At 71.6% G+C, this 24,743-nt stretch carries 21 protein-coding genes; 12 read left to right on the top strand and 9 right to left on the bottom strand.

Annotation, left to right across the window (positions count from 1 at the left end; all coding sequences use genetic code 11):
• Positions 1 to 43: 43 nt before the first annotated feature.
• Together IL992_RS30065 and mce are read right to left on the bottom strand one after the other, a co-directional pair.
• Positions 44 to 1,345 carry a DivIVA domain-containing protein gene (locus IL992_RS30065; protein ID WP_193206723.1) on the bottom strand — a complete coding sequence of 434 codons (1,302 nt, stop codon included), beginning with the start codon at positions 1,343 to 1,345 and terminating at the stop codon, positions 44 to 46.
• Positions 1,346 to 1,526: 181 nt separating this feature from the next.
• Positions 1,527 to 1,949, bottom strand: coding sequence for a methylmalonyl-CoA epimerase (mce, locus tag IL992_RS30060; RefSeq protein WP_139575889.1), 423 nt, complete (start codon positions 1,947 to 1,949; stop codon positions 1,527 to 1,529).
• Between the two features lie 105 nt (positions 1,950 to 2,054).
• Here mce and IL992_RS30055 point away from each other — a divergent pair, with 105 nt between their 5' ends.
• Together IL992_RS30055 and meaB are read left to right on the top strand one after the other, a co-directional pair.
• Positions 2,055 to 3,284 carry an acetyl-CoA C-acetyltransferase gene (locus IL992_RS30055; protein WP_193206722.1) on the top strand — a complete coding sequence of 410 codons (1,230 nt, stop codon included), beginning with the start codon at positions 2,055 to 2,057 and terminating at the stop codon, positions 3,282 to 3,284.
• Positions 3,285 to 3,296: 12 nt separating this feature from the next.
• Positions 3,297 to 4,301: a methylmalonyl Co-A mutase-associated GTPase MeaB gene (meaB, locus tag IL992_RS30050; protein ID WP_193206721.1), complete on the top strand. Its 1,005-nt coding sequence runs from the start codon at positions 3,297 to 3,299 to the stop codon at positions 4,299 to 4,301.
• 34 nt (positions 4,302 to 4,335) lie between these two features.
• On the opposite strand, the gene IL992_RS30045 is transcribed toward meaB, so the two are convergent.
• Together IL992_RS30045 and IL992_RS47870 are read right to left on the bottom strand one after the other, a co-directional pair.
• Entirely contained in the window at positions 4,336 to 5,058 is a 723-nt protein-coding gene (locus tag IL992_RS30045) for a DUF4230 domain-containing protein (protein WP_319018923.1), read from the bottom strand.
• 145 nt (positions 5,059 to 5,203) lie between these two features.
• Positions 5,204 to 7,297: a hypothetical protein gene (locus IL992_RS47870; RefSeq protein WP_193206720.1), complete on the bottom strand. Its 2,094-nt coding sequence runs from the start codon at positions 7,295 to 7,297 to the stop codon at positions 5,204 to 5,206.
• A 377-nt stretch (positions 7,298 to 7,674) separates the two neighbouring features.
• Here IL992_RS47870 and IL992_RS30035 point away from each other — a divergent pair, with 377 nt between their 5' ends.
• Entirely contained in the window at positions 7,675 to 8,220 is a 546-nt protein-coding gene (locus tag IL992_RS30035) for a MarR family winged helix-turn-helix transcriptional regulator (protein ID WP_193206719.1), read from the top strand.
• A gap of 215 nt (positions 8,221 to 8,435) precedes the next feature.
• On the opposite strand, the gene IL992_RS30030 is transcribed toward IL992_RS30035, so the two are convergent.
• Positions 8,436 to 10,172: a S8 family serine peptidase gene (locus tag IL992_RS30030; protein ID WP_319018922.1), complete on the bottom strand. Its 1,737-nt coding sequence runs from the start codon at positions 10,170 to 10,172 to the stop codon at positions 8,436 to 8,438.
• A 205-nt stretch (positions 10,173 to 10,377) separates the two neighbouring features.
• Here IL992_RS30030 and IL992_RS30025 point away from each other — a divergent pair, with 205 nt between their 5' ends.
• The gene (locus IL992_RS30025; RefSeq protein WP_226874031.1) at positions 10,378 to 12,072 is read left to right on the top strand and encodes an acyl-CoA mutase large subunit family protein; all 1,695 of its coding nucleotides are present in this window, start codon (positions 10,378 to 10,380) and stop codon (positions 12,070 to 12,072) included.
• Positions 12,073 to 12,096: 24 nt separating this feature from the next.
• Here IL992_RS30025 and IL992_RS30020 read toward each other — a convergent pair whose 3' ends face one another.
• On the bottom strand, positions 12,097 to 13,482 hold the full coding sequence (locus IL992_RS30020) for a pyridoxal phosphate-dependent decarboxylase family protein (RefSeq protein ID WP_193206718.1): 1,386 nt from the start codon (positions 13,480 to 13,482) through the stop codon (positions 12,097 to 12,099).
• Positions 13,483 to 13,549: 67 nt separating this feature from the next.
• On the opposite strand from IL992_RS30020, the gene IL992_RS30015 reads away from it, so the two are divergent.
• Positions 13,550 to 14,017, top strand: coding sequence for an Lrp/AsnC family transcriptional regulator (locus IL992_RS30015; RefSeq protein WP_193206717.1), 468 nt, complete (start codon positions 13,550 to 13,552; stop codon positions 14,015 to 14,017).
• Between the two features lie 19 nt (positions 14,018 to 14,036).
• Here IL992_RS30015 and IL992_RS30010 read toward each other — a convergent pair whose 3' ends face one another.
• On the bottom strand, positions 14,037 to 14,543 hold the full coding sequence (locus tag IL992_RS30010) for a DinB family protein (protein ID WP_193206716.1): 507 nt from the start codon (positions 14,541 to 14,543) through the stop codon (positions 14,037 to 14,039).
• Between the two features lie 128 nt (positions 14,544 to 14,671).
• On the opposite strand from IL992_RS30010, the gene IL992_RS30005 reads away from it, so the two are divergent.
• From IL992_RS30005 to IL992_RS29995, 3 genes are all read left to right on the top strand, one after another.
• Positions 14,672 to 15,589 carry a tetratricopeptide repeat protein gene (locus IL992_RS30005; protein ID WP_193206715.1) on the top strand — a complete coding sequence of 306 codons (918 nt, stop codon included), beginning with the start codon at positions 14,672 to 14,674 and terminating at the stop codon, positions 15,587 to 15,589.
• A 237-nt stretch (positions 15,590 to 15,826) separates the two neighbouring features.
• The gene (locus IL992_RS30000) at positions 15,827 to 17,236 is read left to right on the top strand and encodes an NAD-dependent malic enzyme (protein WP_193206797.1); all 1,410 of its coding nucleotides are present in this window, start codon (positions 15,827 to 15,829) and stop codon (positions 17,234 to 17,236) included.
• Between the two features lie 102 nt (positions 17,237 to 17,338).
• Positions 17,339 to 17,914 (top strand): YqgE/AlgH family protein, encoded by a 576-nt coding sequence (locus IL992_RS29995; protein ID WP_079315330.1) that lies wholly within the window; start codon positions 17,339 to 17,341, stop codon positions 17,912 to 17,914.
• 82 nt (positions 17,915 to 17,996) lie between these two features.
• Here the strand turns inward: IL992_RS29995 and IL992_RS29990 are convergent, their stop codons facing one another.
• Positions 17,997 to 19,382: a cellulase family glycosylhydrolase gene (locus IL992_RS29990; protein WP_193206714.1), complete on the bottom strand. Its 1,386-nt coding sequence runs from the start codon at positions 19,380 to 19,382 to the stop codon at positions 17,997 to 17,999.
• A gap of 259 nt (positions 19,383 to 19,641) precedes the next feature.
• On the opposite strand from IL992_RS29990, the gene IL992_RS29985 reads away from it, so the two are divergent.
• The gene (locus IL992_RS29985; protein WP_319018921.1) at positions 19,642 to 20,649 is read left to right on the top strand and encodes a leucine-rich repeat domain-containing protein; all 1,008 of its coding nucleotides are present in this window, start codon (positions 19,642 to 19,644) and stop codon (positions 20,647 to 20,649) included.
• Between the two features lie 15 nt (positions 20,650 to 20,664).
• Here the strand turns inward: IL992_RS29985 and IL992_RS29980 are convergent, their stop codons facing one another.
• Positions 20,665 to 21,306 (bottom strand): TetR family transcriptional regulator, encoded by a 642-nt coding sequence (locus tag IL992_RS29980; RefSeq protein ID WP_193206713.1) that lies wholly within the window; start codon positions 21,304 to 21,306, stop codon positions 20,665 to 20,667.
• Between the two features lie 135 nt (positions 21,307 to 21,441).
• Between IL992_RS29980 and IL992_RS29975 the strand changes: the two genes are divergently transcribed.
• From IL992_RS29975 to IL992_RS46705, 3 genes are all read left to right on the top strand, one after another.
• Positions 21,442 to 23,004 (top strand): MFS transporter, encoded by a 1,563-nt coding sequence (locus tag IL992_RS29975; protein ID WP_193206712.1) that lies wholly within the window; start codon positions 21,442 to 21,444, stop codon positions 23,002 to 23,004.
• A gap of 85 nt (positions 23,005 to 23,089) precedes the next feature.
• Positions 23,090 to 23,350: a DUF3039 domain-containing protein gene (locus IL992_RS29970; RefSeq protein WP_030510937.1), complete on the top strand. Its 261-nt coding sequence runs from the start codon at positions 23,090 to 23,092 to the stop codon at positions 23,348 to 23,350.
• A gap of 71 nt (positions 23,351 to 23,421) precedes the next feature.
• Complete coding sequence (locus tag IL992_RS46705; RefSeq protein ID WP_226874029.1) at positions 23,422 to 24,699, top strand: zinc metalloprotease; 1,278 nt, start codon at positions 23,422 to 23,424, stop codon at positions 24,697 to 24,699.
• The last annotated feature ends 44 nt before the right edge of the window (positions 24,700 to 24,743 follow it).

The raw sequence follows: 24,743 nt of genomic DNA, 5'->3' as shown, positions 1-24,743 counted from the left end.
GGCCCCGTTCAGCCGTCACAGACTCCCCGAATTGTGCCAGCGGCTACTCCTGCCACCACTCCGCGTCGTCGTCGCTCTTGGTGGAGCTGATCGGCTCGACGGCCGGCGGGGCGGGCACGGCCGGCTTCTCCACGACCGGCGGAGCCGACAGGGCCGGCTTCGCCGGGGCCGCGGTGACGGGCGCCGGCTCCGGGTCCATGCCCGGCAGCGGGGCGCCGCCGAGCAGCTGACGGAGCTGGGCGAGGTGGCTGGTGATGCTGTCGCGCTGGCGGGTGAGCTCGTCCACCTGGCGCTGCATCGCCGTACGGGTGCGCTCGGCCTCGTTCTTGGCCTCGGTCACGATCGTGTCGGCGCTGGCCTTGGCGTCGGACACGAGCTGGTCGGCGTTCTTGCGCGCGTTGGCCAGCAGCTGCTTGGCGTGGGTGTCGGCCTCGCGGCGGGTCTGCTCGGCCTGCTGCGTGGCCTTGGCGGCCCGCTGCTCGGCGGTGGCGGCGCGCTGCTCGGCCTCGGCGACCAGCTTCTGGGTGTTGGCCTGGGCGGTGGCGTGCCGCTCGGCCTCCTGCCGCTCGGCCTCCTCGCGGCGGGCGGCGAGCTGGATCTCGAACTCCGCCTCGTCCTGGGCGCGCTTGGCCTCCGACTCCTCCAGGATCCGCTGCGCCTGGGCCCGCATCTCGTCCGCCTGACGCTTCGCGGTGGTGAGCACCTCGTCGCGCTCGCGCTTGGTCGAGGCCCGCAGCTGGGCCACCTCGCGCTCGGTCGTGGTGCGCAGCTTGGCGATCTCGCGCTCGGCGTCCGCCCGCTTCTCCGCGACCTCGTGGTCGGCGGTGGCGCGGATCTTGGCGACCTCCCGCTCGGTGGTGGCGGTCAGCTCGTCGGCCTCACGCCTGGCGGTCGACCGGATCTCCTCCGCGTCGCGCTCGGCGGTGCTGCGCATCTCCTCGGCCTCGCGCGCCGCCAGCGCCCGCTTCTCCGCCGCCTCGTTCTCCGCGGCCGCCCGCAGGTCGGCGGCGTCCACCTTGGCGGCGGCGCGGATCTCGTTCGCCTCCGACCTGGCCGCCTGGACGAGCTCGGTGGCCTGCTCCTCCGCGAGCCTGAGCAACTGCTCGATGCGGGCGCCGAGACCCGAGTACGTCGGCCGCTCCTGCTCCTGCAGCTGGCGCTGCGAGTCGGACAGCTCCCGCTGGAGTGCGCTGATCTGTTCCTTGGCCTGACGCAGTTCGGTGTCGATAGTCTTCAGGTGGTCGTGGACCTGGTGCCGGTCATAACCCCGGAGCACCACGTCGAATTCGCGAGATGGGGCGTCCTCGAAGAAGTTGTTGAGCTGGGCGTCGATGTCGGACTGCATGAGGCTCGATCCTGGTTGTCGAGACGGCTACAGGGGCCGGACGGGGGGTCGGTTCCGAGGCGAGGAAGCCGATGTGGCGTCCACGTCCGGTGGTACGCCAGCGTACTCCGGTACTGCCGCGTTGGAGGCCCCCTCCGACTTTCTGCGCGACTTGTTACGTATGAACGTTTCTTGCGTTTGCCTAGCGCCTGGACGTCTCGACGAGCTCGGTGAGAACCCCTCCCACGTCCTTGGGATGCAGGAACGCGATCGAGGCTCCCATCGACCCGTGCCTGGGCCGCTCGTCGATCAGGCGCACGCCCTTCGCCCCGATCTCCTCCAGGGCCTTGGTGACGTCCGCCACGCCGTACCCGATATGATGCACGCCCTCGCCCCGCTTGGCGAGGAACCTGCCCACGGCGGTGTCGGGGTGCAGCGGTTCGAGGAGCTGGACATACGACGCGCCCTGGTCGCCGTCGGCGACGTGCAGCATGGCCTCGCGGACGCCCTGCTCCTCGTTCACCTCCCGGCTGACGACGGTCAGACCGAAGACGGACTCGTAGAACTCGATCTTCTCTTCCAGGTTGTGGCAGGCCACGCCCACGTGGTCGATTCGCAGCAGCATCGCCGTCTCCCCTCGCCGTTCCCGTCCCGCCGCCCGCTCTCCGGCGACCGTACTACTCCTGGGTATGGTGACACCGTTGCCCCGATCTCGCAGTGGAGGGTCCCAATGTCTGGTTCCGTCATCGTCGCCGGAGCACGTACACCGATCGGACGGCTTCTCGGCTCGCTCTCCGACCTGTCCGCCGTCGAACTGGGCGGAATCGCGATCAAAGCGGCACTGGAGCGGGCGGGCGTCTCACCGGACCAGGTCCAGTACGTGATCATGGGGCAGGTGCTCCAGGCCGGGGCCGGTCAGATCCCCTCCCGCCAGGCGGCGGTGAAGGCCGGCATCCCCATGACCGTGCCCTCCCTCACCATCAACAAGGTCTGCCTGTCGGGCCTCGACGCGATCGCGCTGGCCGACCAGCTCATCCGCGCGGGCGAGTTCGACATCGTCGTCGCGGGCGGCATGGAGTCGATGACCAACGCGCCGCACCTGCTGCCGGGCCTGCGCAAGGGCGTGAAGTACGGCAGCGCCGGAATCCTGGACGCGATGGCCTACGACGGGCTCACCGACGCCTTCGACCAGATCGCGATGGGGGAGTCCACCGAGCACCACAACGCCAGGCTCGGCCTGACCCGGGAGGAGCAGGACGAGTTCTCCGCGCGGTCGCACCAGCGCGCCGCCGAGGCCACGGAGAAGGGCCTGCTCGACGACGAGATCGTCCCGGTGCCGCTGCCGCAGCGAAAGGGGGCGGTGGGGCGTAGCCATGGGGGGGAAACACAGGATGACCGGGTGCTGTTCTCCGCCGACGAGGGCATCCGCAAGGACACCACGGTCGAGGCCCTGTCGAAGCTGCGCCCGGCGTTCACCAAAGACGGCACCATCACGGCCGGATCGGCCTCGCAGATCTCCGACGGCGCCGTCGCCGTGGTCGTCATGTCGAAAGCCAAGGCCGAGGAACTGGGCCTCGAATGGCTGGCCGAGATCGGCGCGCACGGCAACGTGGCCGGGCCGGACAACTCGCTGCAGTCCCAGCCCGCCAACGCCATCAAGCAGGCGCTGGCCAAGCAGGGGCTGACCGTCGACGACCTCGACCTGCTGGAGATCAACGAGGCGTTCGCCCAGGTCGTGCTGCAGTCGGCGAAGGAGCTCGGCGTCCCGCTCGACAAGGTCAACGTCAACGGCGGCGGCATCGCGCTCGGTCACCCGATCGGCGCGTCCGGCGCCCGGATCGTGCTGACGCTGGCCCACGAGCTGAAGAGGCGCGGCGGCGGCCTCGGCGCGGCCGGCCTGTGCGGCGGCGGCGGCCAGGGCGACGCGCTGATCATCCGAGTTCCCGCGCCCGGCGCCTGATCGGAGTCGCAGGTGGACGTCCGTGAGCTTGTCGGCCAGGCGCGACTGGGACGGCCGCGCGCGGTGGCGCGGTTGATCTCGCTCGTGGAGAACGCCGTGGAGAACGCGGTGAACGTCACGGGCCCCGACGGGGGAGACCGGGCGGCGTCCGCGGCGGCGAGCCGTGCGCTGCGCGAGGCGATGGCCGAGCTCGCCACCGGCACCGCCCGGCCGTACACCGCCAGGGTCATCGGCCTGACCGGCTCTCCCGGCGTCGGCAAGTCGACCTCGACCGGCATGCTCATCCGGGCGTTCCGCAGGCGCGGCAGCAGGGTGGGGGTGCTGGCGGTCGACCCGTCGAGCCCGTTCACCGGCGGCGCTCTGCTCGGCGACCGCGTACGCATGCAGGACCACGCGACCGACCCCGAGGTCTTCATTCGCAGCATGTCGAGCCGGGGGCACCTTGGCGGTCTCGCATGGGCCACGCCGCAGGCGCTACGCGTGCTGGAGGCCGCCGGGTGCGACGTGATCCTCGTCGAGACGGTCGGCGTCGGGCAGGCCGAGGTGGAGATCGCCCGCCTGGCCGACACGACCGTCGTCATTCTCGCGCCGGGCATGGGCGACGGCGTTCAGGCCGCCAAGGCGGGCATCCTCGAGGTCGCCGACGTCCTGGTGGTGAACAAGGCCGACCGCGACGGCGTCCAGACGACCGTGCGGGAGCTGCGGAACATGACGGGCCTCGTCGAGACGCCGTGGCGGCCCCCGATCGTCACGACCGTCGCCTCAAAGGGCGAGGGCGCCGACGACCTGCTGGCCGCGCTGGACAAGCACCAGGCATACCTGGAGGAGTCCGGCGAGGCTCGCAGGCGGCGGCTGGCGCGGGCCCGCGACGAGATCGAGGCCATCGCGCTGGCCCAGCTCCGGTCGCGCTTCGCCGTGCTCCACGCGGGCCGCCTGGACGCGCTCGCCGAGCGGCTGCTCGGCGCGGAGACCGACCCCTACGCCGCCGCCGACGACCTCATCGCCGCGCTGGGTTAGGTCGTACGGCTCTCGCGTCGCGGCGGCCGACGGGTCAGGGCTCTCCGGCGTACTTGACCGTGATCGTCGTGAAGCCGAGGGACTTCAGCATGCCCTCAAGCATGGCCTTGGCGTTCTGGTCGGCCCGGGAGCGCAGATCGCTGGCGGTGGCCGCGTCGGCGATCTTGCGTTCGGCCAGTACGTAGAGCTCCTGCTGGTTCTGCGGCGACGACGACAGGAAGTCGGAGATCCGGTCGAAGATGCCCCGCTCCTGGGCGAAGACGTACGACCGCTTGTTGTCGAGGTTGGGCTTTTCCAGCTCCGCGTGCGGCAGCCGCACCGTCACCGCCGTGCGGTCGGGGGAAACCGTGAAGGCGTCCTTGGGCAGCGACGAGAAGTCCACGTAGGCGTCCACGTGGCCGGCGCCCACGAAGAGCGTGCGGCTGCCCTTGATGGCGTCGGGCAGGAACTTCGCGTCCTTCTCCAGGTCGACGATGACCTGGAAGTCGCCGGTCGCGGCCTCGAAGCGGCTCAGGTTCTGCACCGACCTGAGCAGCGCGGGGCCGCTGCGGTCGATGGTCTGCTCGCCCAGCGGGTTGAGCCAGGACCAGGTCAGCCGGGCGCCGACCACGAGCAGCAGGACCACGAACAGCAGGCCGGCGAGCACCCGCCAGCCGCGCCGGGAGCGGCGTGCGGGGGCCGCGGCGCTCGCCGTGGCGTCGGTGGCGGCGGCGCCGGAGTCGGCCGGCGCGAACGAGGGTCGAGTCTGACGGTCCACGGGGGGAATCTTCCCGGTATTCCCGCGATCTCACGCCCGGCATGATCGTTTCTGCCCGCAGACCGTGCTTCGGCCCTCCCAAACCCGCCTTTCGTCCGGCCCGGTAGCCATACGGGCCCTCCGCCGCTCGCTCACCCCGAGGGCGCTATGCGGCGGGGGCCAGGAGCGTGCCGGGGACGCCCGCCACGCCGGGGTCGTCCTGGGGGCTGTCGGTGTCGCCCGTGGCAGGTCGGCCGCCGTCCGTGCGACCGCCGTCACGGCCGCTGTCACGACCGCCGTCGTGATCGTCGCCGCGTCCCCCGACGCGTGCGGTGCGTCCGGGACGCCTGTCGTGCCCGTCGCTGCCGGGGACCGGGCCGCCGGACTGCGGGCGGCCGGGCCGGTGCTCCTGGACGGGTGACGGGCTCGCGCCGGGGCCGCCGCCGGGCCGTGCCTGTGGACGGCCGGGCCGCTCCTGGACGGGTGAGGGGCTCTCGCCGGGCCGTGCCTGCCCGCCGGGCGCACCCGGCCGGTCCGGGGACGCGGTGTCACCGGGCCTGCCGGTCCTTCCGGGCCGCCAGGGGTGCGGCGACCGTCCCGGGCCGGGGGCCCAGGGACCGCCTCTCCGCGCGCCTTCGCCGTTCGGCGTGTCCCACGGACCCGGATAACCCGCGCGGCCCATCGGACCCTGACCCGCCGGACCCCGCCCCATCGGACCCCGCCCCATCGGACCCTGACCCGCCGGACCCTGCCCCATCGGACCTCGCCCCATCGGGCCCTGACCCGCCGGATCCTGGTCTGCGGGGCTCGCGGCGGGAGACGGCCACACCGGGGCGGACGGACTCGGGCCGGTCCATCCCGGACCGGTCTCGCCGCCGCTCGGGTCCGTGCCCCGCTCCCAGCCGGGGTCGGGTCCGGCCGGCAGGCCGGTGGCGACGGCAGTACCCGCAGGGGTCGGCTCGACCGGATACTCCGGCGCGTACGCGGGAGTGGGGTTCACCGGATAGCCCGAGGCGACGGGGTCGGCGAGCCGGGTGCCGCCGCCGAAGTGCTTGGCCTGCAGGCCGCAGGAGACGAAGTCGGAGTAGAACATGCGCAGCCAGTCGTGCCGCTGGGCGTCGCTCAGTTCCGAGAACCAGACGGACGCTTCGCGGTGCTCGCGCAGCGGTCCGCCGGGCAGCGAGACATTCCGCAGCCAGGCGACGACGATGGCCCGGTAGCCCGCGGCCACGGTTCCCGGGCAGGGGCGGGCCAGGCGGTCGAGGAACTCGGTGGCCGCCCGCTGGGCGTACCCGGACCCGAGGTCGTCGATGTGGACGACGACAACTCCCGGCCCCGCCGAGCCCTCCTCGCCGTACGCCCGTTGCTCGACCCTCTTGAAGGCGGCCGGCGTGCCGTCCAGCTTCATCGCGAGCTTGGTGAACACAGTGGCGAGCTCGGCCAGGCCCCCGCGCAGCGCCGGGTGCACGCAGACGCTGATCGGCCACTCCTGGCAGACGAGGCGTTCGCTCACCTGCATCGTTCGCGGCACGGTGACGAGCCGCGCCGCGCCGGTCCCGGCGGCCAGCACGGCGATCACCGCGGCGGCCAGCGCCAGCGTCCGCCGGGTCACCAGGGCCACCCACCCGAGGAGCAGCGCGGTGCTGAGGCCCAGCAGCCACAGCGTCTGGTCCGCGTAGGCGCTCTCGCTGACCCCGGAGAGCAGGTCGTACGGCTCCCCGGTGGCGGGCGCGAGCCGGTCGGCCCAGTTGGGCCCGGTGGCCAGCCAGGTGAACAGCCCGAACGTGCCGGCGCCCGCGATCAGCGGGACGACGACGACCGGCACGAGCCAGCCCAGGATCCAGCCGATCACGACGTACAGCCCCAGCCCGGCGACGGACATCGCGAGACCGCCGGGCAGCAGCGGCCCGCCCTGCCCGGTCAGCGCGGCGCGCAGCCCGAGCAGCAGCACGGTGGCCCCGAAGGAGCCGGTGACGACCGCGATGATCGACAGCGGCGCTCTGGCGGCCCGCCACGGCGTCAGGACACGGCCCTTCTCCGCGCGGCGCCTGCGGAACGCGACCCAGGCCGCGAACGCGGCTCCGAGCGGCCCCGTCAGGCGCAGCGAGCCGATGACGGCCGCCACTATGTCATCCCAGTCCATGAAACCGGGAATGAGGACGCTCCACGCGGCGACGAGCGCAAGCACGAACAGCACGGTCGCCGCGACCAGCGCGCCGTGTCTCAGCTCACCGCGTGAACCGCCCCTATGCTCACCCACAGCAGGGCGCGGCCCCTGGCCACGCCGCCGAAGTCCGGCGCGCATGCGGCGCCGGGACAGCGATGCTGTCCATTGAGAATCTCCCCCGTGTCTGTGTGAGCGGTGCGCGAACCCACGCCGTTCCCCGTGGCGCTGGTTCGCCGGCCGGCCTCGCCTCGCCCGCCGTCGGACGCGTCCCCCGCGGACCCCCGTCCGCGAGACGTCCTCTAGCAGACGGGGTTCCCCGTGCCGCCGGGTTTGCCGCCGCCTCACCTTTCGACGTGGCAACCATAACGGAGCGTGACCCGTACGGGGGGAGTTCTGGGGTCAAGGAATGAATCCGGTTACGCTCGGTGCGCCGGTCGATCTTGGCGGACGTCGCGCTACCGTATATCGCTGTGTCCGTTCCGCCCAGCTCAGAGCCGCCGCCCACGGGTGGCCCCCGGCCGCTCAAGCTCCCGTTCGACCCGATCGAGCGGGCGGCCGAGACCTGGCGTTCGACGTTCGGGCCGTCGTCCGCCATGGCCGCCGTGACTTCGATCATGAGAGCCCATCAGATCCTGCTGGCGCAACTGGACACGCTGCTCAAGCCGTACGACCTGACCTTCGCCAGGTATGAGGCGCTCGTGCTGCTCACGTTCAGCCGGGCCGGGTCGCTGCCGCTGTCGAAGATCGGCGAGCGGCTGATGGTGCACCCGACGAGCGTGACCAACACCGTGGACCGCCTCGAACGGGCCGGTCTGGTCCGTCGCATGCGCAACCCGCGGGACGGCCGCGGCGTGCTCGCCGAGATCACCGACGAGGGCCGGGACATCGTGCGGCGGGCCACGGCCGACCTGATGAACGCGGGTTTCTGCCTGGGCATGTACGACGAGGCCGAGCTGGACGAGATGTTCGGCCTGCTCAGGACCCTGCGCGTCGCCGCGGGCGACTTCAGCTCCTGACGCGGCCCTGTCGCCGGCGTCGTCAACGAGCCCCGGACGAGGGCCGGCAGTTCGGACTCGGCCGAGGTCTCGTCCAGTGCGGCGGCTCCTGGTCCGCGCCGCCCGGGTGGGCCGGTGACGCACCACCGCATGGGTGCGTCACCGGTCCGGGGTAGGCGCACGCGCGCCTACCCCGGTGAGCACAGGCGCACGGATGCGCCACCGGTCAGCTCGGCTCAGCGGCCGACGGCGCGCAGGGCGTCGACGATGCCCCTGCCGTAGAAGCCGTTGTTGTCGGCGGTGCCCTCACAGGTGTGCGTGGCGGTCGCCGTGGTGCCGTCCAGCAGATGGCGGGTGTAGGTGTAGGCGGGCGGGTTCGGGCAGGCCGTCCTGGTGGCCGTGCCCTTGAGGATCGCCTCCACCTTGTCCGGGTCCATCGTGAGGCCGCCGCGGGCGCGGTCGCGCTGGCCGTACCGGCTGACGATCAGCGCCGCGACGCCGGCCGCGCGCGGCGAGGCCATCGAGGTGCCCTGCAGGTACTGGTAGTAGGCGCAGACCGAGCCCTTGCAGTCCTTCACCACATACGGCACCGTCGGGTCGCCGTTCTCGTCGATCTCGCCGTTGGCGACGGCGAGCGCCTTGGGATAGGCCGAGAGCGTGGCCTTGGTTATGTCCCTCGTGTTGCCGGGGGTGTCGTACACGTCGCCACCGGGCGAGGCCACGTCGATGTAGCCGTTGCCGTAGCTCGAGTAGTAGGCCTTCCGCTTGCTGATCCCGGTCGAGGAGACCGCGATCACGTGCTCGGACTCGTTCGGCAGCGAGACGCAGGACGGGGGAATGGTCCGGGTCCGCTCCGTCTGCTGGCCGGGGAAGGTGGCGTAGTCGGGGCTGCCGGAGTCGACGTTCGTCTTGGTGTAGTCGATCGCCTCGTTGCCCGCCGCGCTGACGAGCGTCACGCCGCGCGCGTAGGCGTAGTTGATCGCCCGCTGGGTGGCGGCGATGTACAGCCGCTGCTGGACCTGCTCCTCGGGGCTGTCGGCCGGGTTGTCGGCGCAGTTGAACAGCCACGGGTCGATGTAGTAGCTCATGTTGACCACGTCGACGCCGATGTCGCCCGCGTAGGTGAGGGCGTCGACGGTGGGCTGGAGGAAGAAGTAGCCCGAGTCCTGGCCGGCCCGCAGGTTCACGATCGTCACCTTCGGCGCGACGCCCGAGATGCCCAGCTTGTTGATGGGCGCGGCGATCGACGAGGCGACGTGGGTGCCGTGACCGTCCTCGTCCACGTCGTTCGGGTCGGTGCAGGAGCCGTCGGGGTCCTCCTCGCACGGCCCGTCGATCACGGTGCCGTTGGCGTCGGCGGGCAGGTCGACCGTGAAGTTCCGGCTCAGCCTGCGGTCGAAGTTGGGCGCGATGTCGGGGTGCGAGCCGTCGACGCCGGTGTCGAGGATGCCGACGAGGACGCCCTTGTCGCCCTGCTCGAACCTGTGGGCCTGGTCCGCGTGGATCTGCTTCATGTCCCACTGCAGGTCGGCGAGCGGCTCGTCCTTGACGTTGCGACCCCACTTGGGGCCCGTGGCGCCGCCCCGGCCCTCCTTCTCCACGGCCTTGCTCTTGGCCGCCTTCTCCATGGCCTTCTTCGCGGCGGCGGACGCCTTCGCGTCGTCCGGCGCGCTGCCGATCACGCGGTTGCGGGCGACCCCCTCGATGACCGCGGCGCCCTGCAGGGCGGCCGCGAAGTCGGGATTGGCGGTGCTGACCGTGGCCAGCCCGACCTCGGTGTTCACCCTGATGACGCTGCCGCCCGCCGCTTCGATCGCCTTCTGGGCGTCCGCCGCGGCCGCGCCTTCCTTGTACAAAACCACGTATTCGGTCTGGGCCGCCGACCCGGCGGCCGCTGGTACGGCCTGCGCGGGTATGGCGAGGGTTGCCGCCACCATCGCCGCGGTCGCGGCGACGACTGTCAAGCGCTTCACATCCACCTCCGTGTGGACTTCAAGGGCGCTGACCATGTTTGAAGATTTCCTGGCTCTGTCAAAGGTCCGTGACAATTCGCGACCAACGTGTGACATGAACGGCGCGGAGGCGGGTGGTCGTGCCGTGACGTCCGGGGGGCGGTGGTGGCCGAATTTACTAGGACGTCCTAGTATCTTCTCGGAGAGTGAGACCCGGGGAGGGTGCATGGAGCCGGATGCGACGAGTGCCCAGGTGAGCGCGGCGGCGATCGAGGCGGGCAGGGCCCGCTGGCAGGCGCGGTACGACGCCGCCTTCAAGCGGGACCGTGAGTTCCGGACCCTGTCGGGGCTGGAGGTGGACCCCGTCTACGGGCCGCCCGGCGACGATCCCAGGTTCGGGCGCATCGGCTGGCCGGGGGAGTTCCCCTTCACCCGGGGCCTGTACGCGACCGGATACCGAGGCCGTCCCTGGACGATCCGGCAGTTCGCCGGGTTCGGCAACGCCAGGCAGACCAACGAGCGCTACAAGATGATCCTCGGCGCCGGCGGCGGCGGCCTGTCGGTGGCGTTCGACATGCCGACGCTGATGGGCCGCGACTCCGACGACCCCCGCTCGCTCGGCGAGGTGGGCCACTGCGGCGTGGCGATCGACTCGGCCCTCGACATGGACCTGCTGTTCGACGGCATCCCGCTCGGCGAGGTCACCACGTCGATGACCATCAGCGGGCCCGCGGTACCGATCTTCTGCATGTACGTGGTCGCGGCCGAGCGGCAGGGCGTGCCGGTGGGGAGGCTCAACGGCACGCTCCAGACGGACATCTTCAAGGAGTACATCGCGCAGAAGGAGTGGCTGTTCGCACCCGAGCCGCACCTGCGGCTGATCGGCGACCTGATGGAGTTCTGCGCCGCCGAGATCCCCGCGTACAAGCCGCTGTCGGTGTCGGGATACCACATCCGCGAGGCGGGGGCCACGGCCGCGCAGGAGCTGGCCTTCACGCTCGCGGACGGCTTCGGCTACGTCGAGCTCGGTCTGTCGCGCGGACTCGACGTGGACGTGTTCGCGCCGGGCCTGTCGTTCTTCTTCGACGCGCACATCGACTTCTTCGAGGAGATCGCGAAGTTCCGCGCCGCGCGGCGCATCTGGGCCCGCTGGATGCGCGACGTGTACGGCGCGCGCACCGAGAAGGCGCAGTGGCTGCGCTTCCACACCCAGACGGCGGGGGTCTCGCTGACCGCGCAGCAGCCGGACAACAACGTCGTCCGCACGGCGATCGAGGCGCTGGCGGCCGTGCTCGGCGGCACCAACTCGCTGCACACCAACGCGCTGGACGAGGTGCTCGCGCTGCCGTCGGAGAAGGCCGCCGAGATCGCGCTCCGCACCCAGCAGGTGATCATGGAGGAGACGGAGGTCGTCAACGTCGTCGACCCGCTGGGCGGGTCCTGGTATGTCGAGGCGCTGACCGACCGGCTGGAGGCCGAGGCGGAGAAGATCTTCGCGAGGATCCGGGAGATGGGCGGCGACGGCACGATGACCGCCGGCATCCTGCGGGGCATCGAGGACGGCTGGTTCATGTCGGAGATCGCCGAGTCGGCCTTCGACTACCAGCGCAAGCTGGAGAAGGGCGACAAGCGGATCGTCGGCGTGAACTGCCACACGGCGACCGTGGAGCAGCCGCTGGAGATCCTGCGGATCAGCCACGAGGTCGAGGTCGAGCAGCGCAGGGTGCTGGCCGAGCGGCGCGCCGCGCGGGACCAGGCGGCCGTCGACGCGGCGCTGGCCGCCCTGCGGACCGCGTCCAAGGGCGACGACAACATGATCCCGCCCATGCTGGAGGCCGTACGGGCCGAGGCCACGCTGGGCGAGATCTGCGACGTCCTGCGCGAGGAGTGGGGCACCTACTCCGAGCCCGCCGCCTTCTAGAGTCCGGCCAGGCGGTTTCCAGAGTCAGGACAGGGCGGCGACGCGGTCGAGGAGGGCCTCCAGGGTCTTGTCGTCGGTGGCCGGGGCCATGACCGTCACCCGCAGGTGGCGGACGCCCCCGAGCTCGGCCGAGGTGAGGTGGAAGGAGCCCTCCTCCAGCAGGGTCTCGCGAATCGCGGCCTGGTCGCCGTCGCCCCACCGGAAGCAGACGATGTTGCTCTCCGGCTCGTACGGGCAGTGGAAGCCGGGCCGCTCGCGGGCCAGTTCCCAGAAGCGGTGCGCGGTGGCGTACCGCCGCGCCACGTGCTCGCCGAGGCCGTGCTCACCCCGCCAGGCCAGGTTGAGGAAGACCTTCAGCCCGAGCGCGGCCTTGGTGCACTCCACGGTCCTGCCGATCAGGTCGAACCCCTGGTCGCCGTAGAACAGGTAGCTGGCCCGCTGCCGGAACGCGGCGTCCAGGTCGCCCTCGCGCCGGACGAGCACGGCCGCCGCGAGGCCTGCGGTGCGCAGCATCTTGTGCGCGTCCCAGATGACGGAATCGGCCAGCTCGACGCCGTCGAGCAGGTGCCGATGCGCCTCGCTGAGCAGCGCCGACGCTCCGTGCGCGCCGTCCACGTGGAACCACAGGCCGTGCTCGGCGCAGAACTCGCCGATGGGCCGCAGGTCGTCGTACAGGCCGGTGCCGGTGGCGCAGGCGGCCGCGACCAGGGCCATCGGCCGGCGGCCGGCCCGCCGCGCCCGGTCGAGCCCTTCGGGCAGCCGGGCCACGTCGATCCTGCCCAGGTCGTCCACGTCGAGCGGCACGACCGCGCGCTCGCCGAGGCCGAGGATCGCCGCCGCCCGCGTGATCGAGTAGTGCGCCGACGGCGGCGCGAGGAGGGCGAGGTCGCCGGGCACGCCCTCGGTCCACGCGTCCGGCGCGGCGGCGGCCCGCGCGGCGAGCAGCGCGGTCAGGTTGGCCAGCGACCCGCCGTGGGTGAGCACGCCGCCGCCCTCGGGGAAGCCGACCTTGCCGAGCATCCAGCGCAGCACCTCGAACTCGACCGTCGCCGCCGCGGCCCCCATCTCGTAGATCGCCATGGGGTTGTTGATCGCGCCGTGGACGAAGTCGGCCAGCGCGGCGGGGAAGTCGGGCGCGGCCGTCTGGTGGGCGAGGTAGGCCGGGTGGTGCAGTCGAGTGCCCTCCGCGAGATAGGCGTCCAGCCACTCCCGGTAGCTCTCCGGGGTCATGCCGCCCTCCCGGATCCAGCGGGCGAGCCCGAGCCGTCCGGCCAGTTCCCCGGGCGGCCTGCGGCGGATCACCGGCGCCGCCCCGTCCTGGCTCTCCCGCACGTACGCGGCGAGGCCCCGCACGGTCACCTCGGCGGCGTTGACGAAGTCGTCGATGTCCCAGGCATGATTCGGGGTCATGCCGGGATGATGGCCGGATCGGACGCCCGTCCGCCATATTCGCCGAATCGATCGAGGGAATCAGGCAGTGAGCACCGAACTGGATTCGACCGACAGGAAGATCCTGGAGCTGTTGCAGAAGGACGCACGGCTGCCCAACAAGGACCTCGCCGAGCGGGTCGGCGTCGCCCCCTCCACCGCTCTCGAACGCGTGCGGTCACTGCGCCGGCGCGGCCTGATCACGGCCTTTCGCGCGGAGGTCGACACGCAGGCGCTCGGACGGCCGCTGGAGGCGCTGCTGGCGCTGCGCGTGCGGCCCCACACCAGCCAGCTCGTGGATCCGCTGCGGGCGTTCGTGCTCGGGCTCCCCGAGACGATCGCGCTGTTCCACGTGGCCGGCCCGCAGGACTTCCTGGTGCACGTCGCGGTGCCCGACGCCGATCACCTGCATCGCCTGATCCTCGAGCGCATCCTGGTCCGCCCGGAGATTGTCCATCTGGAGACGACGCTGATCTTCCGTACCGAGCGCAGGACCGTCCAGGGCCCGGTCGGCTGAAGAACAGGGGTGCCCGGCCTCAGACGCCCACGGCCCCGTCGACGCCCTCACGCAGGAAGTCGGCGTGGCCGTTGTGCCGGGCGTACTCGTGGATCATGTGCAGCATCACCAGCCGCAGCGACACCTCCTCGCCCCACCGGGGCGCGTAGGCGGTGACGTCGAGCGACTCGGCCGCGCGCTCGATCCTGCGGGAGTGCTCGACCTCGGCCTGCCAGGCGGCGAACGCCTCCGCGCCGGTGGACCCGCTCGGGTCGTACGCCGCCTGGTAGTCGCCCTCTTCCGACCAGACGAGCGGCACGTCCTCCTTGCCGATCACACGGCGGAACCACGCGCGCTCGACCTCGGCCATGTGCCTGACCAGGCCGAGCAGCGAGAGCGTCGAAGGCGGCATCGACCTGCGGCGCAGCTCCTCGTCCGACAGGCCGTCGCACTTCAGCGCGAGCGTGGCCCGGTGGTAGTCGAGGAACGCGCGCAGCATCTCGCGCTCACCGGCGACGGTCGGCGGGCCGACGCGTTCCACTGCCATGTCCTGCTCCCTCCGTATGGCGAATTGTGCGTCGTTCACCCTACGGCGGGCGGCGGCCCGCTCCGATCGCGGAGGAAGGCGGCGGGGATGGCACGGATCACGCGGGCGGGTACGGCAGGATTGGGGGTATGGCAGCGGAGTTCTCTCGACCTGGATCGCTCTACGGCGCCGTGGACCTCGGCGCGCGCAAGCAGGCACTCGAGGCCCAGGCGCGGCGTGAGGCCGCCGGGCCGTCCGGAGCCGCCTCGGCGGACGTCATCGAGGTGACCTCGGCCACCTTCAACGCCGAGGTGGTGGAGCGCTCCCTGAGCGTTCCCGTGATCGTCGAGGCGACGGTGAGCAGGGCCGAGCAGGTCCGGCAGTTCAGCGGCGTGATGGAGAAGCTGGCCGCGGAGGCGGCGGGCGCGTGGGTGCTGGCCAGGGTGGACGTGGAGGCCGACCCGCAGCTCGCCCAGGCGCTGCGGATGCGCGCGGTGCCCACCGTCTACCTGGCCTTCCAGGGGCAGCTCATGCCCCTGTTCGAGGGCCCGCTGCCGGAGGCGCAGCTCCGGCAGGCGTTGGCGCAGGTGTTCGAGCAGCTCGGCGTGGAGCTGGCCGCGCCGGGCGAGGAGGGGCAGCCCGCCGAGCCGCTGGTCGACCCCGAGCTTCTGGCGGCCGAGCAGGCCGTGGAGAAGGGCGACCTGGACGCCGCGGCCGCGGCGTACGAGCGCCTGCTGGCGAGGTCGCCGTCGGACGAGGGCGCGAAGATCGGCCTCGCGGGGGTCGGCCTGCTGCGGCGCACGCAGGACCTCGACCCGGCCGACGTGCTGCGCCGGGCCGCCGAGAACGCCGACGACGTGGACGTGCAGACCCAGGCCGCCGACCTGGAGATGGTGAACGGCCAGGTGGACGAGGCGTTCGACCGGCTCGTCGCGCTCGTGCGTCGCATCCGGGGCGCCGACAGGGACAAGGCGCGGGTCCACCTGCTGGGGCTGTTCGACGCCCTGCCCGCCGACGACCCGTCGGTGTCGCGGGCGCGCAGGGCGCTGGCCAGCGCGCTTTTCTGACCTGTTCCCGCCCGCGCCCGCCCCGCCCCTGCGCCGCGGCGGCGTGCGGGCCGGGCACGGCGCGTGGCGGGACAGCATGGGCACGGGCTGAAACACCCCGCCGGGGATGGCACGATGGATAGCACCCATGAGCCGTCCAGCCGGATGCGCGAGCGTGGCCGCCACGCGGAGGCCGCGCCCCACTGGAGCAGCCGGGAGAGCACGGCCAGGCAACACCCCGCAAAGGAGCGGATAGACGTGGCCACCGTGCCCAGCGTGTCCTACTCGATCACCGTGCGCCTCGAGGTGCCCGCAGGGGGCAAGGCGGTCAGCCTGCTCACCCACGCGGTGGAGAACGCGGGCGGCGTGGTGACCGCCCTCGACGTGACCAACGCCGGTCACGAGAAGCTCCGCATCGACGTGACGTGCGCGGCCAAGGACGCCGACCATGTGCAGGCGATCGTCGACAGCCTCGGCGCGGTCGAGGGCGTCGCGATCCACAAGGTCTCCGACCGGACCTTCCTCATGCACCTCGGCGGCAAGATCGAGATGCAGTCGAAGGTCCCCCTGCGCAACCGCGACGAGCTGTCGATGGCGTACACCCCGGGCGTGGCGCGGGTCAGCCTGGCGATCGCGCGCAACCCCGAGGACGCCCGCCGCCTCACGATCAAGCGGAACTCGGTCGCCGTCGTCACCGACGGCTCGGCCGTCCTCGGCCTCGGCAACATCGGCCCCGCCGCCGCACTGCCGGTGATGGAGGGCAAGGCCGCCCTGTTCAAGCGGTTCGCCGGCATCGACGCCTGGCCCATCTGCCTCGACACCCAGGACGTGGACGAGATCGTCGCGACCGTTCGGGCCATCGCGCCCGGCTTCGGCGGCATCAACCTGGAGGACATCTCGGCGCCGCGCTGCTTCGAGGTGGAGCGGCGACTGCGTGAGCTGCTCGACATCCCGGTCTTCCACGACGACCAGCACGGCACCGCCATCTGCGTGCTCGCCGCGCTGACCAACGCGCTGAAGGTCGTCGGCAAGGAGCTATCCGAGGTGCGGATCGCGATGGCCGGCGCCGGCGCGGCCGGCACCGCCGTCCTGCGCCTGCTACTGGCGGCCGGGGCGCGGAACGTCGTCGTCTGCGACTACCGCGGGGCGGTGCACCTCGGCCGCGACGACCTCGACGACTCGCTGCGCTGGATCGCCGAGCACACCAACAGCGAGGGGTACGGCGGCGACCTCCGCGGCGCGGTCAAGGGCGCCGACGTCTTCATCGGCGTCTCCGCGCCGGGGATCCTCACCGGGGACGACGTCGCCGCCATGGCGCAGGACGCGGTGGTGTTCGCGCTGGCCAACCCCGAGCCGGAGGTCTCCCCGGACGACGCCCGCGAGCACGCCGCGGTCGTGGCCACGGGCCGGTCGGACTACCCCAACCAGATCAACAACGTGCTGGCGTTCCCGGGCGTGTTCCGCGGCCTGCTCGACGCCCAGGCGGACGGCGTCACGCCGGAGATGCTCCTCGCGGCGGCCCGCGCGCTGGCCGCGGTCGTGACGAGCGAGGAACTCGGCCCCAACTACATCATTCCCAGCGTCTTCCACCCCGACGTGGCCAACGCGGTGGCGGCGGCCGTACGGGAATCGGCCGGCGGCAGGGCGCGCGGCTTCACCGAGGCCTAGACCGGTTCCAGAGCAGTGACGTCGCTGTCACGGTAAGTAATATGACGCGGCAAACCGGGGTCGGCGTACACGAATCCGCAATCCTCCCTCATGATGGGATGTATGGCGGAGGCGATCTACGTCGGCGGGTTGCTTGTAGCGACGCCACTGCTCGACGACCCCAACTTCCGGCGTAGCGTGGTGCTCGTCCTGGAGCACGACGAGGACGGCGGCACCTTGGGTGTGGTGCTCAACCGGCCCAGCGAGATCGCCGTGACCCAGGTCTTACCGTCCTGGGACGCCCTGGTCACGGGTCCTCCGGTGCTGTTCGAGGGCGGCCCGGTGCAGACGGACAGCGCGCTCGCGCTCGCCGTCGTGCTCAGCGGCGAGGAGCCGCTGGGCTGGCGCCGGCTGCAGGGCAGGGCGGCGGTCTCGCGCCTCGGCACGGTGGACCTCGACGCGCCCCCGGAGATCCTGGCGGGGGAGATCTCCCAGATGCGGATCTTCGCGGGCTACGCGGGCTGGACCGCCGGACAGCTCGAGAACGAGCTCCAGGAGGGCGCCTGGTACGTCGTGGACTCCGAGCCGGGGGACACCTTCCACCCGAACCCGGCCACGCTGTGGCGCACCGTGCTGCGCAGGCAGAAGGGGGACCTCGCACTGGTCGCCACCTTCCCCGACGACCCCCTGCTCAACTGATTCCCCCGGCACGCCCCGCCGGGCCGCGCGCTGACACGCGGAGGCCGGGCGCGGGAAGCGCGCCCGGCCGTGGTGAGGCGTCTCAGCTCGCGGTGCAGCTCACCGCCGGCACCGCGTTGGTGCCGTTCCAGGAGCCGAGGAACCCGAACGAGGTGGACGCTCCGGCGCCGAGACCGCCGTTGTAGCTCACGTTCTTGGCGGTGATCGACGATCCGCTCGACGTCACCGTGGCGTTCCACACCTGGGTGATCGTCTGGCCGTTGGCGTACGTCCAGGTCACGGTCCAGCCGGAGATCGCGCTGGAGCCGGCCTTGACGGTCACCTCGCCCTGGAAGCCGCCGCTCCACTGGTTGGCGACCTTGTACGTCGCCGAGCAGCCCTTTGCGCCGCCGCTCGGGGACGGGCTGGGGCTCGGGCTCGGGGACGCGCTCGGCGAGGCGCTGGGGGAGGCGGACGGGCTGGGGGACGGGCTCACCGGCGGCTGGCCGCTGTAGATCGTCGCCTCCTTGGCGGTCGACTTGATGCCGTTGGCGCCGTTGAAGAGCCGCTGGCCCCACGAGGTGAGCTGGCTGACGTTGAAGTTCGTCACCTGGTCGAGGTATTCGACCCCGCCGCCGTTGCCGCTCCACGACCAGCCGAGGTAGCCGACGCCCCGCGACTGGGCCTGCGACATGATCGTGTCCTCGTCCGGGTCGCCGTCCGAGTGCATGTTGCCGAACTCGCCGATCACCAGCGGCAGGCCGGCGGTCTGGAACGCCTGGAGGTAGCCGGTGACCTCGGCCGCCGTGTCGAAGACGCCGTACATGTGGATCGAGAAGACGGTGTTCTTCTGGGGGTCGCTGTCGAAGACCGAGGCGGCGTTGTCACGCATGACGAACTGCCAGTCCTGGCCCCAGTTCGGCGCGTCGACCATCAGCAGGTGCTGGAATCCGGCCGCCCGCATCCTGCTGATCGCGCTCTTGGTCGCGCTGGTCCAGGCGGAGGGGCTGTTGTTGCCGTACGGCTCGTTGCCGATGTTGATGACGACGTAGTTCTCCTGGCCGGTCAGCACGCTCTTGAGGCCGACCCAGTAGTCGACCGCCTGGTCGAGCGTGTACGCGCCGCTCTGCTCGCCGTAGCCGGTGGTGTCGTGGTTCTCGAGCACGCAGATTAACCGGTTCTGCTTGCACAGCGAGATGACGTTGGCGACGTCGCTCGCCGAGTTGGCCGTCCAGCGGCCGCCGCTCAGCACCACGCGGACCGTGTTCGCGCCCAGGGACTTGATGTTCGCGAACGAGCTCGTCTGGCTCGGATACCAGGTGTGTGCGTGGCTGGTGCCCCGCATGATGAACTGGTTCCCGTTGGCTTCGAGGATCTTCGTGCCGCTGACGTGGAGTCCGGTAGCGGCCTGCGCGTTCTGGGTCATCGCGATCACCGACATCAGGAGGGCGAGGAGTGCCGCGCCCGCGGCGATGAAACGTGTTCTCATTCTGTACCTCGGGTGGGGGATCGGCACCGATGGAAGCGCCGGACGCACCATAGGCAGGGGGAGCCGGGGCCGTACAGGAGACGGCTCCCGCGTCGCCATCGACGGGCCCACCCCTCACTGAACCGGTTCGGCATGGTGTGCCACCGGACCAGCGCGATCTCCCGCCGCGGGCCCTCACCTGGGCCGCCGCATCCCGATGAAACGTTCACCGATCGGCCGGTGCGCGGGGGTGTGGAGGTCGTCTGTAGAGTCGGCTCCCGTGCCCGAACCCCGAGTGCCCGAGCCCGGTGTGCCAGAACCCGGCTGGGCGCCCGCGGGCGCCGTCCGGTTCGCCGGCGATGTGCCCGTCGCCCTGGTGGCGCCCGGCGCGGGGCTGCCGTCGCTGCCCGCCGCCGTGGGCGACATGGCGACGCTGCGCCACATCGACCTCGAGGGAAACGCGCTCACGACGTTGCCCGGCTGGATCGGGCGCCTGGAGCGGCTGCGGGTCCTGCTGCTCTACGGCAACCGGATCACGGCCCTCCCGCCCGAGCTCGGCCGTCTCGTCTCGCTCGAACACCTCGGCGCCGGGCGCAACGCCCTGACCGCGGTGCCGGACGCGCTGTGGGGGCTGAGCCGGCTGCGGTCGCTCATCCTGGCGGAGAACGAGATCGCGGACCTTCCTCCCGGCCTCGGCCGCCTCCGCGAGCTGCGCATGCTCGACCTGGGGCACAACCGGCTGCGCGAGGTGCCGGCGGAGATCGGCGACCTGCCCTGCCTCACCGACTACCTCTACCTGAGCGACAACGGGTTCACGTCGGTGCCCGCCTCACTGGGACGGCTCGACCGGCTCGGCTACCTCAACCTCGCGGAGAACCGGCTGGCCGCGCTGCCCGAGGCGATCGGCGACATGACCGGCCTGCACGAGTTGCGCGTCCACGACAACCGGCTGGCCACGCTGCCGGAGGCCGTCGGCCGCCTGACCGGGCTGCGCGAGCTGCACCTCAGGAACAACCGGCTCACCGCGCTGCCCGAGGCGATCGGAGGGCTGCGCGCGCTGCGTCACCTGGACCTGCGTGGCAACCCCATGGAACGGCTGCCCGACTCCGTCGTACGCCTGACCGAGCTGACCCACCTCGACCTGCGGGCGACCCGCCTCACCACGCTGCCCGGCGGGCTGGCGGAGCTGCCGCGGCTGGAAAAGCTCGACCTGCGCTGGATCAAGTTCGACGAGGTCCCCGCCTGCGTCCATCCGCTGCGCGAGCGCGGGTGCGTCGTGCTCCTGTGAGGACGTGCCGCGGCGTCAGCCCGCGGTCGAGGCGGGCTCGGCCGCCCCGGAGCGTACGGGCAGGTCCCAGCCGGGACACAGGGATCGCTCGGCCAGCGCGAGCAGGTCCTCCAGCCGCCGCGCCAGCACGGCGGGGTCCTGCGTGCGCTCGTCGAAGCAGGCGAGGGCCACGCTGACGAAGACGGCCACGATGAACTGCGGCTGAAGGTCGCACGGGTCCGCTCCGAGCCTGCGGGCCACCTCGGCGACCAGCCTGCGCTCGTTCTCCTTGACCAGCCGCATGGTCCCGGCGAGCAGGGCGGGCGTGGAGTGCACGACCCTCTGGCAACGCAGGTACCTGCCTGCCTCCGTCTCATCCGCCTCTCGTAGGATCTGCAGCAACGAGCGCATCGCCTGGCACAGCGCCGTGAACGGCGACTCCGACGCGGGGCGTGCGGCCAGCTCCGCGAGGAGCATCCGCTGCTCGTCGGCGGTCAGCGAGAGCGCCACGTCCTCCTTGGAAGCGAAGTACCGGAAGAAGGTCCTGGGCGAGACCTCCACCTCGGCGGCGATCTGGTCGATCGTCGTCGCCTCGTAGCCCCTGGTGAGGAAGAGGTCGAGGGCCGCGTCGATCAGGGCGTCCCGCGTCCGCTGCTTCTTGCGTTCGCGTAGACCCACGGCGGTCACCTCCTCGAAACTGCCGGTTCACAAACTCTCAGATGTCACCGTATGTCGGATAAAAGGATTTGTCATCTGTCATCGACTGACATAAATTGCTGCCGGTCGACACAGTGGTGCTAAGGGGGAATCTCCATGACTCAAGCCGTATCGGTGGACGCCGACGCGCCTCCAGGACGAGGCCAGGGGCATCCATGGCTCACGCTGCTCGCCGTCTCGCTCGGCGTGATCATGGTCATGCTCGACGGCACGGTCGTGGCCATCGCGAACCCGGTGATCCAGGTCGAACTGAAGGCGTCGCTGTCCGACCTGCAGTGGATCACCAGCGGTTACCTTCTTGCTCTTGCGGTATTCCTGATCACGGCAGGCAAGCTGGGCGACCTCTTCGGGCACAAGCGGGTCTTCCTGATCGGCGTCGCCGGCTTCGCGCTGACCTCGCTCGCCATCGGCCTGTCGTCCTCGGTCGGCATGCTGATCGCGCTGCGCGTGCTGCAGGGACTGTTCGGCGCGCTGCTCCAGCCCGCCGCGCTCGCGTTGCTCCGGTCGGCGTTCCCCGGTGAGAAGCTGAACATGGCCATGGGCGCCTGGGGCGCGATCATCGGCCTGTCGAGCGCGGCCGGCCCGATCGTCGGCGGCCTCCTGGTGGAGAACGTGAGCTGGCAGTCGGTGTTCTTCATCAACGTGCCGGTCGGTGTGGTGGCCCTGGCGTTCGGGCTGTGGGCGCTGCGGGAGAGCAAGGCCAAGATGCTGTCCAGGGTCGACTGGCTCGGCGTGGTGCTGCTGTCCGGCGCGATGTTCTCGCTGGTGTGGGCCATCATCAAGGCCCCCGCCTGGGGCTGGGGCGACGTCAAGACGCTCGGCTTCCTCGCCGCCGCCGTGGTGGTCGGGGCCGTGTTCGTGTTCTGGCAGTCGAAGGCGAGCGAGCCGCTGCTGCCGCTGAGCCTGTTCCGCAACGCCTCGGTCTCGATCGGGACCATCCTCATGATCCTCATGTCGTTCGCGATGTTCGGCGCGATGTTCTTCCTCACGTTCTTCTTCCAGGGCGTGCACGGGCTCACGCCGCTCGACTCCGGCCTGCGGATGCTGCCCATGAGCGCCGGCATGATCGTCGCCTCGCCCGTCGCGGGCATCCTCATCGGCAAGCTCGGCCCGAAGATCACCATCGCGGGCGGCATGGTGATCAGCGCCTTCGCGATGTTCCTGATGTCGCGGCTCAGCGTCGAGGCCGCCTTCGCCGACACGGCGATCCCGTTCGTGCTGCTCGCCTTCGGCCTGTCGCCGGTGTTCGTCGGCGCCACGGAGATCATCGTGGGCAACGCGCCGGAGGAGCTCAGCGGCGTCGCCGGGGGCGTGCAGAACTCCGCGATGCAGGTGGGCGGCGCGCTCGGCACCGCCATCCTCGGTGCGATCGTGTCCGCCAAGGTGGCCGACGTGCTGCCCGGATATCTCGGCCCGGCCGCGGCCGCCATCCCGCCCAAACAGATGGAGGACCTGAAGAGCGCCGCGTCGGTCGGCGCCGCCCCGCCCGGGACCGGCCCCGTGGCCGAGGCGCTGGCGAACGCGTCGCACCTGTCCTTCATGGACGGCCTGCACCTCGGCTTCGTCGTGAGCACGGCGGTCGCCCTCGTCGCGGCGGCCCTGGCCCTGTTCGTCAGGGCCGGCCGCAAGACCGAGGGCGCCCCGGTCCACATGGGCTGACGTCCGGCCCCCTCCGTACGGCCCCGCCACCCCGGCGGGGGCCGTACGCGCGTCCGGGCCGGGGCCGCCTCCTCGCTCAGTAGACTTGGTATCCGTGAGCGGCACGAAGATTCTTCCCGAGAGCGACGTAACACCCCGGCTCTCGCACGGCGACGGTGACCACGAGCGCTTCTCGCACTTCGCCGACAAGAACAAGATCACTGAGAGCTACGTGACCGGCGCGCCGGTGCGGGCCCTGTGCGGCAAGGTCTGGGTGCCCAGCCGCGACCCGAAGAAGTACCCGGTCTGCCCGGAGTGCAAGGAGATCTACGAAGGGTTGCCCAAGGGCGAACCGTCCGGCGAGTGAGTGTCGATACGGGATCATCGTCTCCCCGGCGGCTAGGGTCAGCCTTCTGACCAGCCGTATCGGGGGAACGAATGGTTCGGCGACCCATCGCCGTCTTCCTTGCATGCCTTTACGCGCTGGGCGGCGCCTGCGCCGCCCCGGCGTCCGCCGCCTCCCGGGCGGCCGGTGGTCCCACCGGCGCCGGACTGCGCGGATCGCCGGCCTCCCGGCCGGACGCCTGCCTCACCCGCCACGCCGTTCCGCAGCGCCGGCACGGTGTGGGCGCGCTCACGCACGCCCTGGAGCCGCGTGAGCCGGGGCCGGACGAGGTGGCCCGGATGTCGGCCGACCTGGCCCGCAGGCTCGGCACGGCAGAGCCCGGAGACACGGCACAGCCGGGAAACACGGCACAGCCGGGGGAGGCCGCGCGGCCCGGAGGCACAGCGCAGCCAGGAGGCACAGCGCAGCCAGGAGGCACAGCGCAGCCAGGAGGCACAGCGCAGCCAGGAGATACCGCGCAGCAGGGAAACGCAGCGCGGCAGGGGAGCGCCCCGGACGACCGGCGGAGCGTTCCCCGGGCCGTCGAGCGGATCACCGTCCCGGTGTGGGTGCACATCATCAGGGACCACACGCTCGGCCTGCCCGACGCCGCCGTCTCCCGGCAGATCGCCGTGCTGAACACCGCCTACTCCGGCGGGTACGGCGGAGCCGACACGGGCGTGCGCTTCGAGCTCAAGGGCATCACCCACACCGACAACCGGAGCTGGTTCCGCGACCCCCTCGGCTACGAGGAGCCGATGAAGAAGAAGCTGCGGGTCGGGGGTCCCGAGACGCTCAACCTGTACATCGCGCAGCTGAGCCGGCTCGTGCTCGGCTACTCCACCTATCCGTACTGGTACGACGACGAGCCGGTGCTGGACGGCGTGGTGATCGACTGGCGGAGCGTCCCCGGCGGCCCGCTGCGCGACTTCGCCAGAGGCTTCACGGCCGTGCACGAGATCGGCCACTGGCTGGGCCTGCTGCACACGTTCGAGAACGGCTGCAAGGCCCCGGGCGACTCGGTGGACGACACCCCCGCCGAGGCGTACCCGACGAACGGCTGCCCATCGAAGAAGGACACCTGCCCCGTCGCGGGCGGCGACCCGATCCACAACTTCATGGACTACGCCCAGGACCGCTGCATGCGCGAGTTCACCGCGGGCCAGGGCGTACGCGTCCACCAGATGTGGGACGCCTATCGCCGTCCGGCGCCGCAGGGAACCGACGCCGGGCTGCAGAACGCCGCCGCGGGGCTCCAGGGGGCCGCCGCGGACGGCACGGACGGCGCGGCGGACGGTCCAGAGCCGGGCCTCGCCGCACAGGGCCCATGAGGGCCCGGTCGATGGCATACAGGGCGGGGAGGAATCGCCAGGAG

Origin of the sequence: Microbispora sitophila, from assembly GCF_014892245.1 — a bacterium.
GTDB lineage: Bacteria > Actinomycetota > Actinomycetes > Streptosporangiales > Streptosporangiaceae > Microbispora > Microbispora siamensis.
The sequence above is the reverse complement of the archived record's forward strand: the minus strand, read 5'-3'. Positions and strand labels throughout refer to the sequence as shown.

Bases quoted from the DNA above. Each gene is read 5' to 3' on its own strand.
- IL992_RS30065 (WP_193206723.1), bottom strand. From the start codon at position 1,345: ATGCAGTCCGACATCGACGCCCAGCTCAACAACTTCTTCGAGGACGCC.
- mce (WP_139575889.1), bottom strand. From the start codon at position 1,949: ATGCTGCTGCGAATCGACCACGTGGGCGTGGCCTGCCACAACCTGGAA.
- IL992_RS30055 (WP_193206722.1), top strand. From the start codon at position 2,055: ATGTCTGGTTCCGTCATCGTCGCCGGAGCACGTACACCGATCGGACGG.
- IL992_RS30025 (WP_226874031.1), top strand. From the start codon at position 10,378: ATGGAGCCGGATGCGACGAGTGCCCAGGTGAGCGCGGCGGCGATCGAG.
- IL992_RS30020 (WP_193206718.1), bottom strand. From the start codon at position 13,482: ATGACCCCGAATCATGCCTGGGACATCGACGACTTCGTCAACGCCGCC.
- IL992_RS30010 (WP_193206716.1), bottom strand. From the start codon at position 14,543: ATGGCAGTGGAACGCGTCGGCCCGCCGACCGTCGCCGGTGAGCGCGAG.
- IL992_RS30005 (WP_193206715.1), top strand. From the start codon at position 14,672: ATGGCAGCGGAGTTCTCTCGACCTGGATCGCTCTACGGCGCCGTGGAC.
- IL992_RS29995 (WP_079315330.1), top strand. From the start codon at position 17,339: ATGGCGGAGGCGATCTACGTCGGCGGGTTGCTTGTAGCGACGCCACTG.
- IL992_RS29990 (WP_193206714.1), bottom strand. From the start codon at position 19,382: ATGAGAACACGTTTCATCGCCGCGGGCGCGGCACTCCTCGCCCTCCTG.
- IL992_RS29975 (WP_193206712.1), top strand. From the start codon at position 21,442: ATGACTCAAGCCGTATCGGTGGACGCCGACGCGCCTCCAGGACGAGGC.
- IL992_RS46705 (WP_226874029.1), top strand. From the start codon at position 23,422: ATGGTTCGGCGACCCATCGCCGTCTTCCTTGCATGCCTTTACGCGCTG.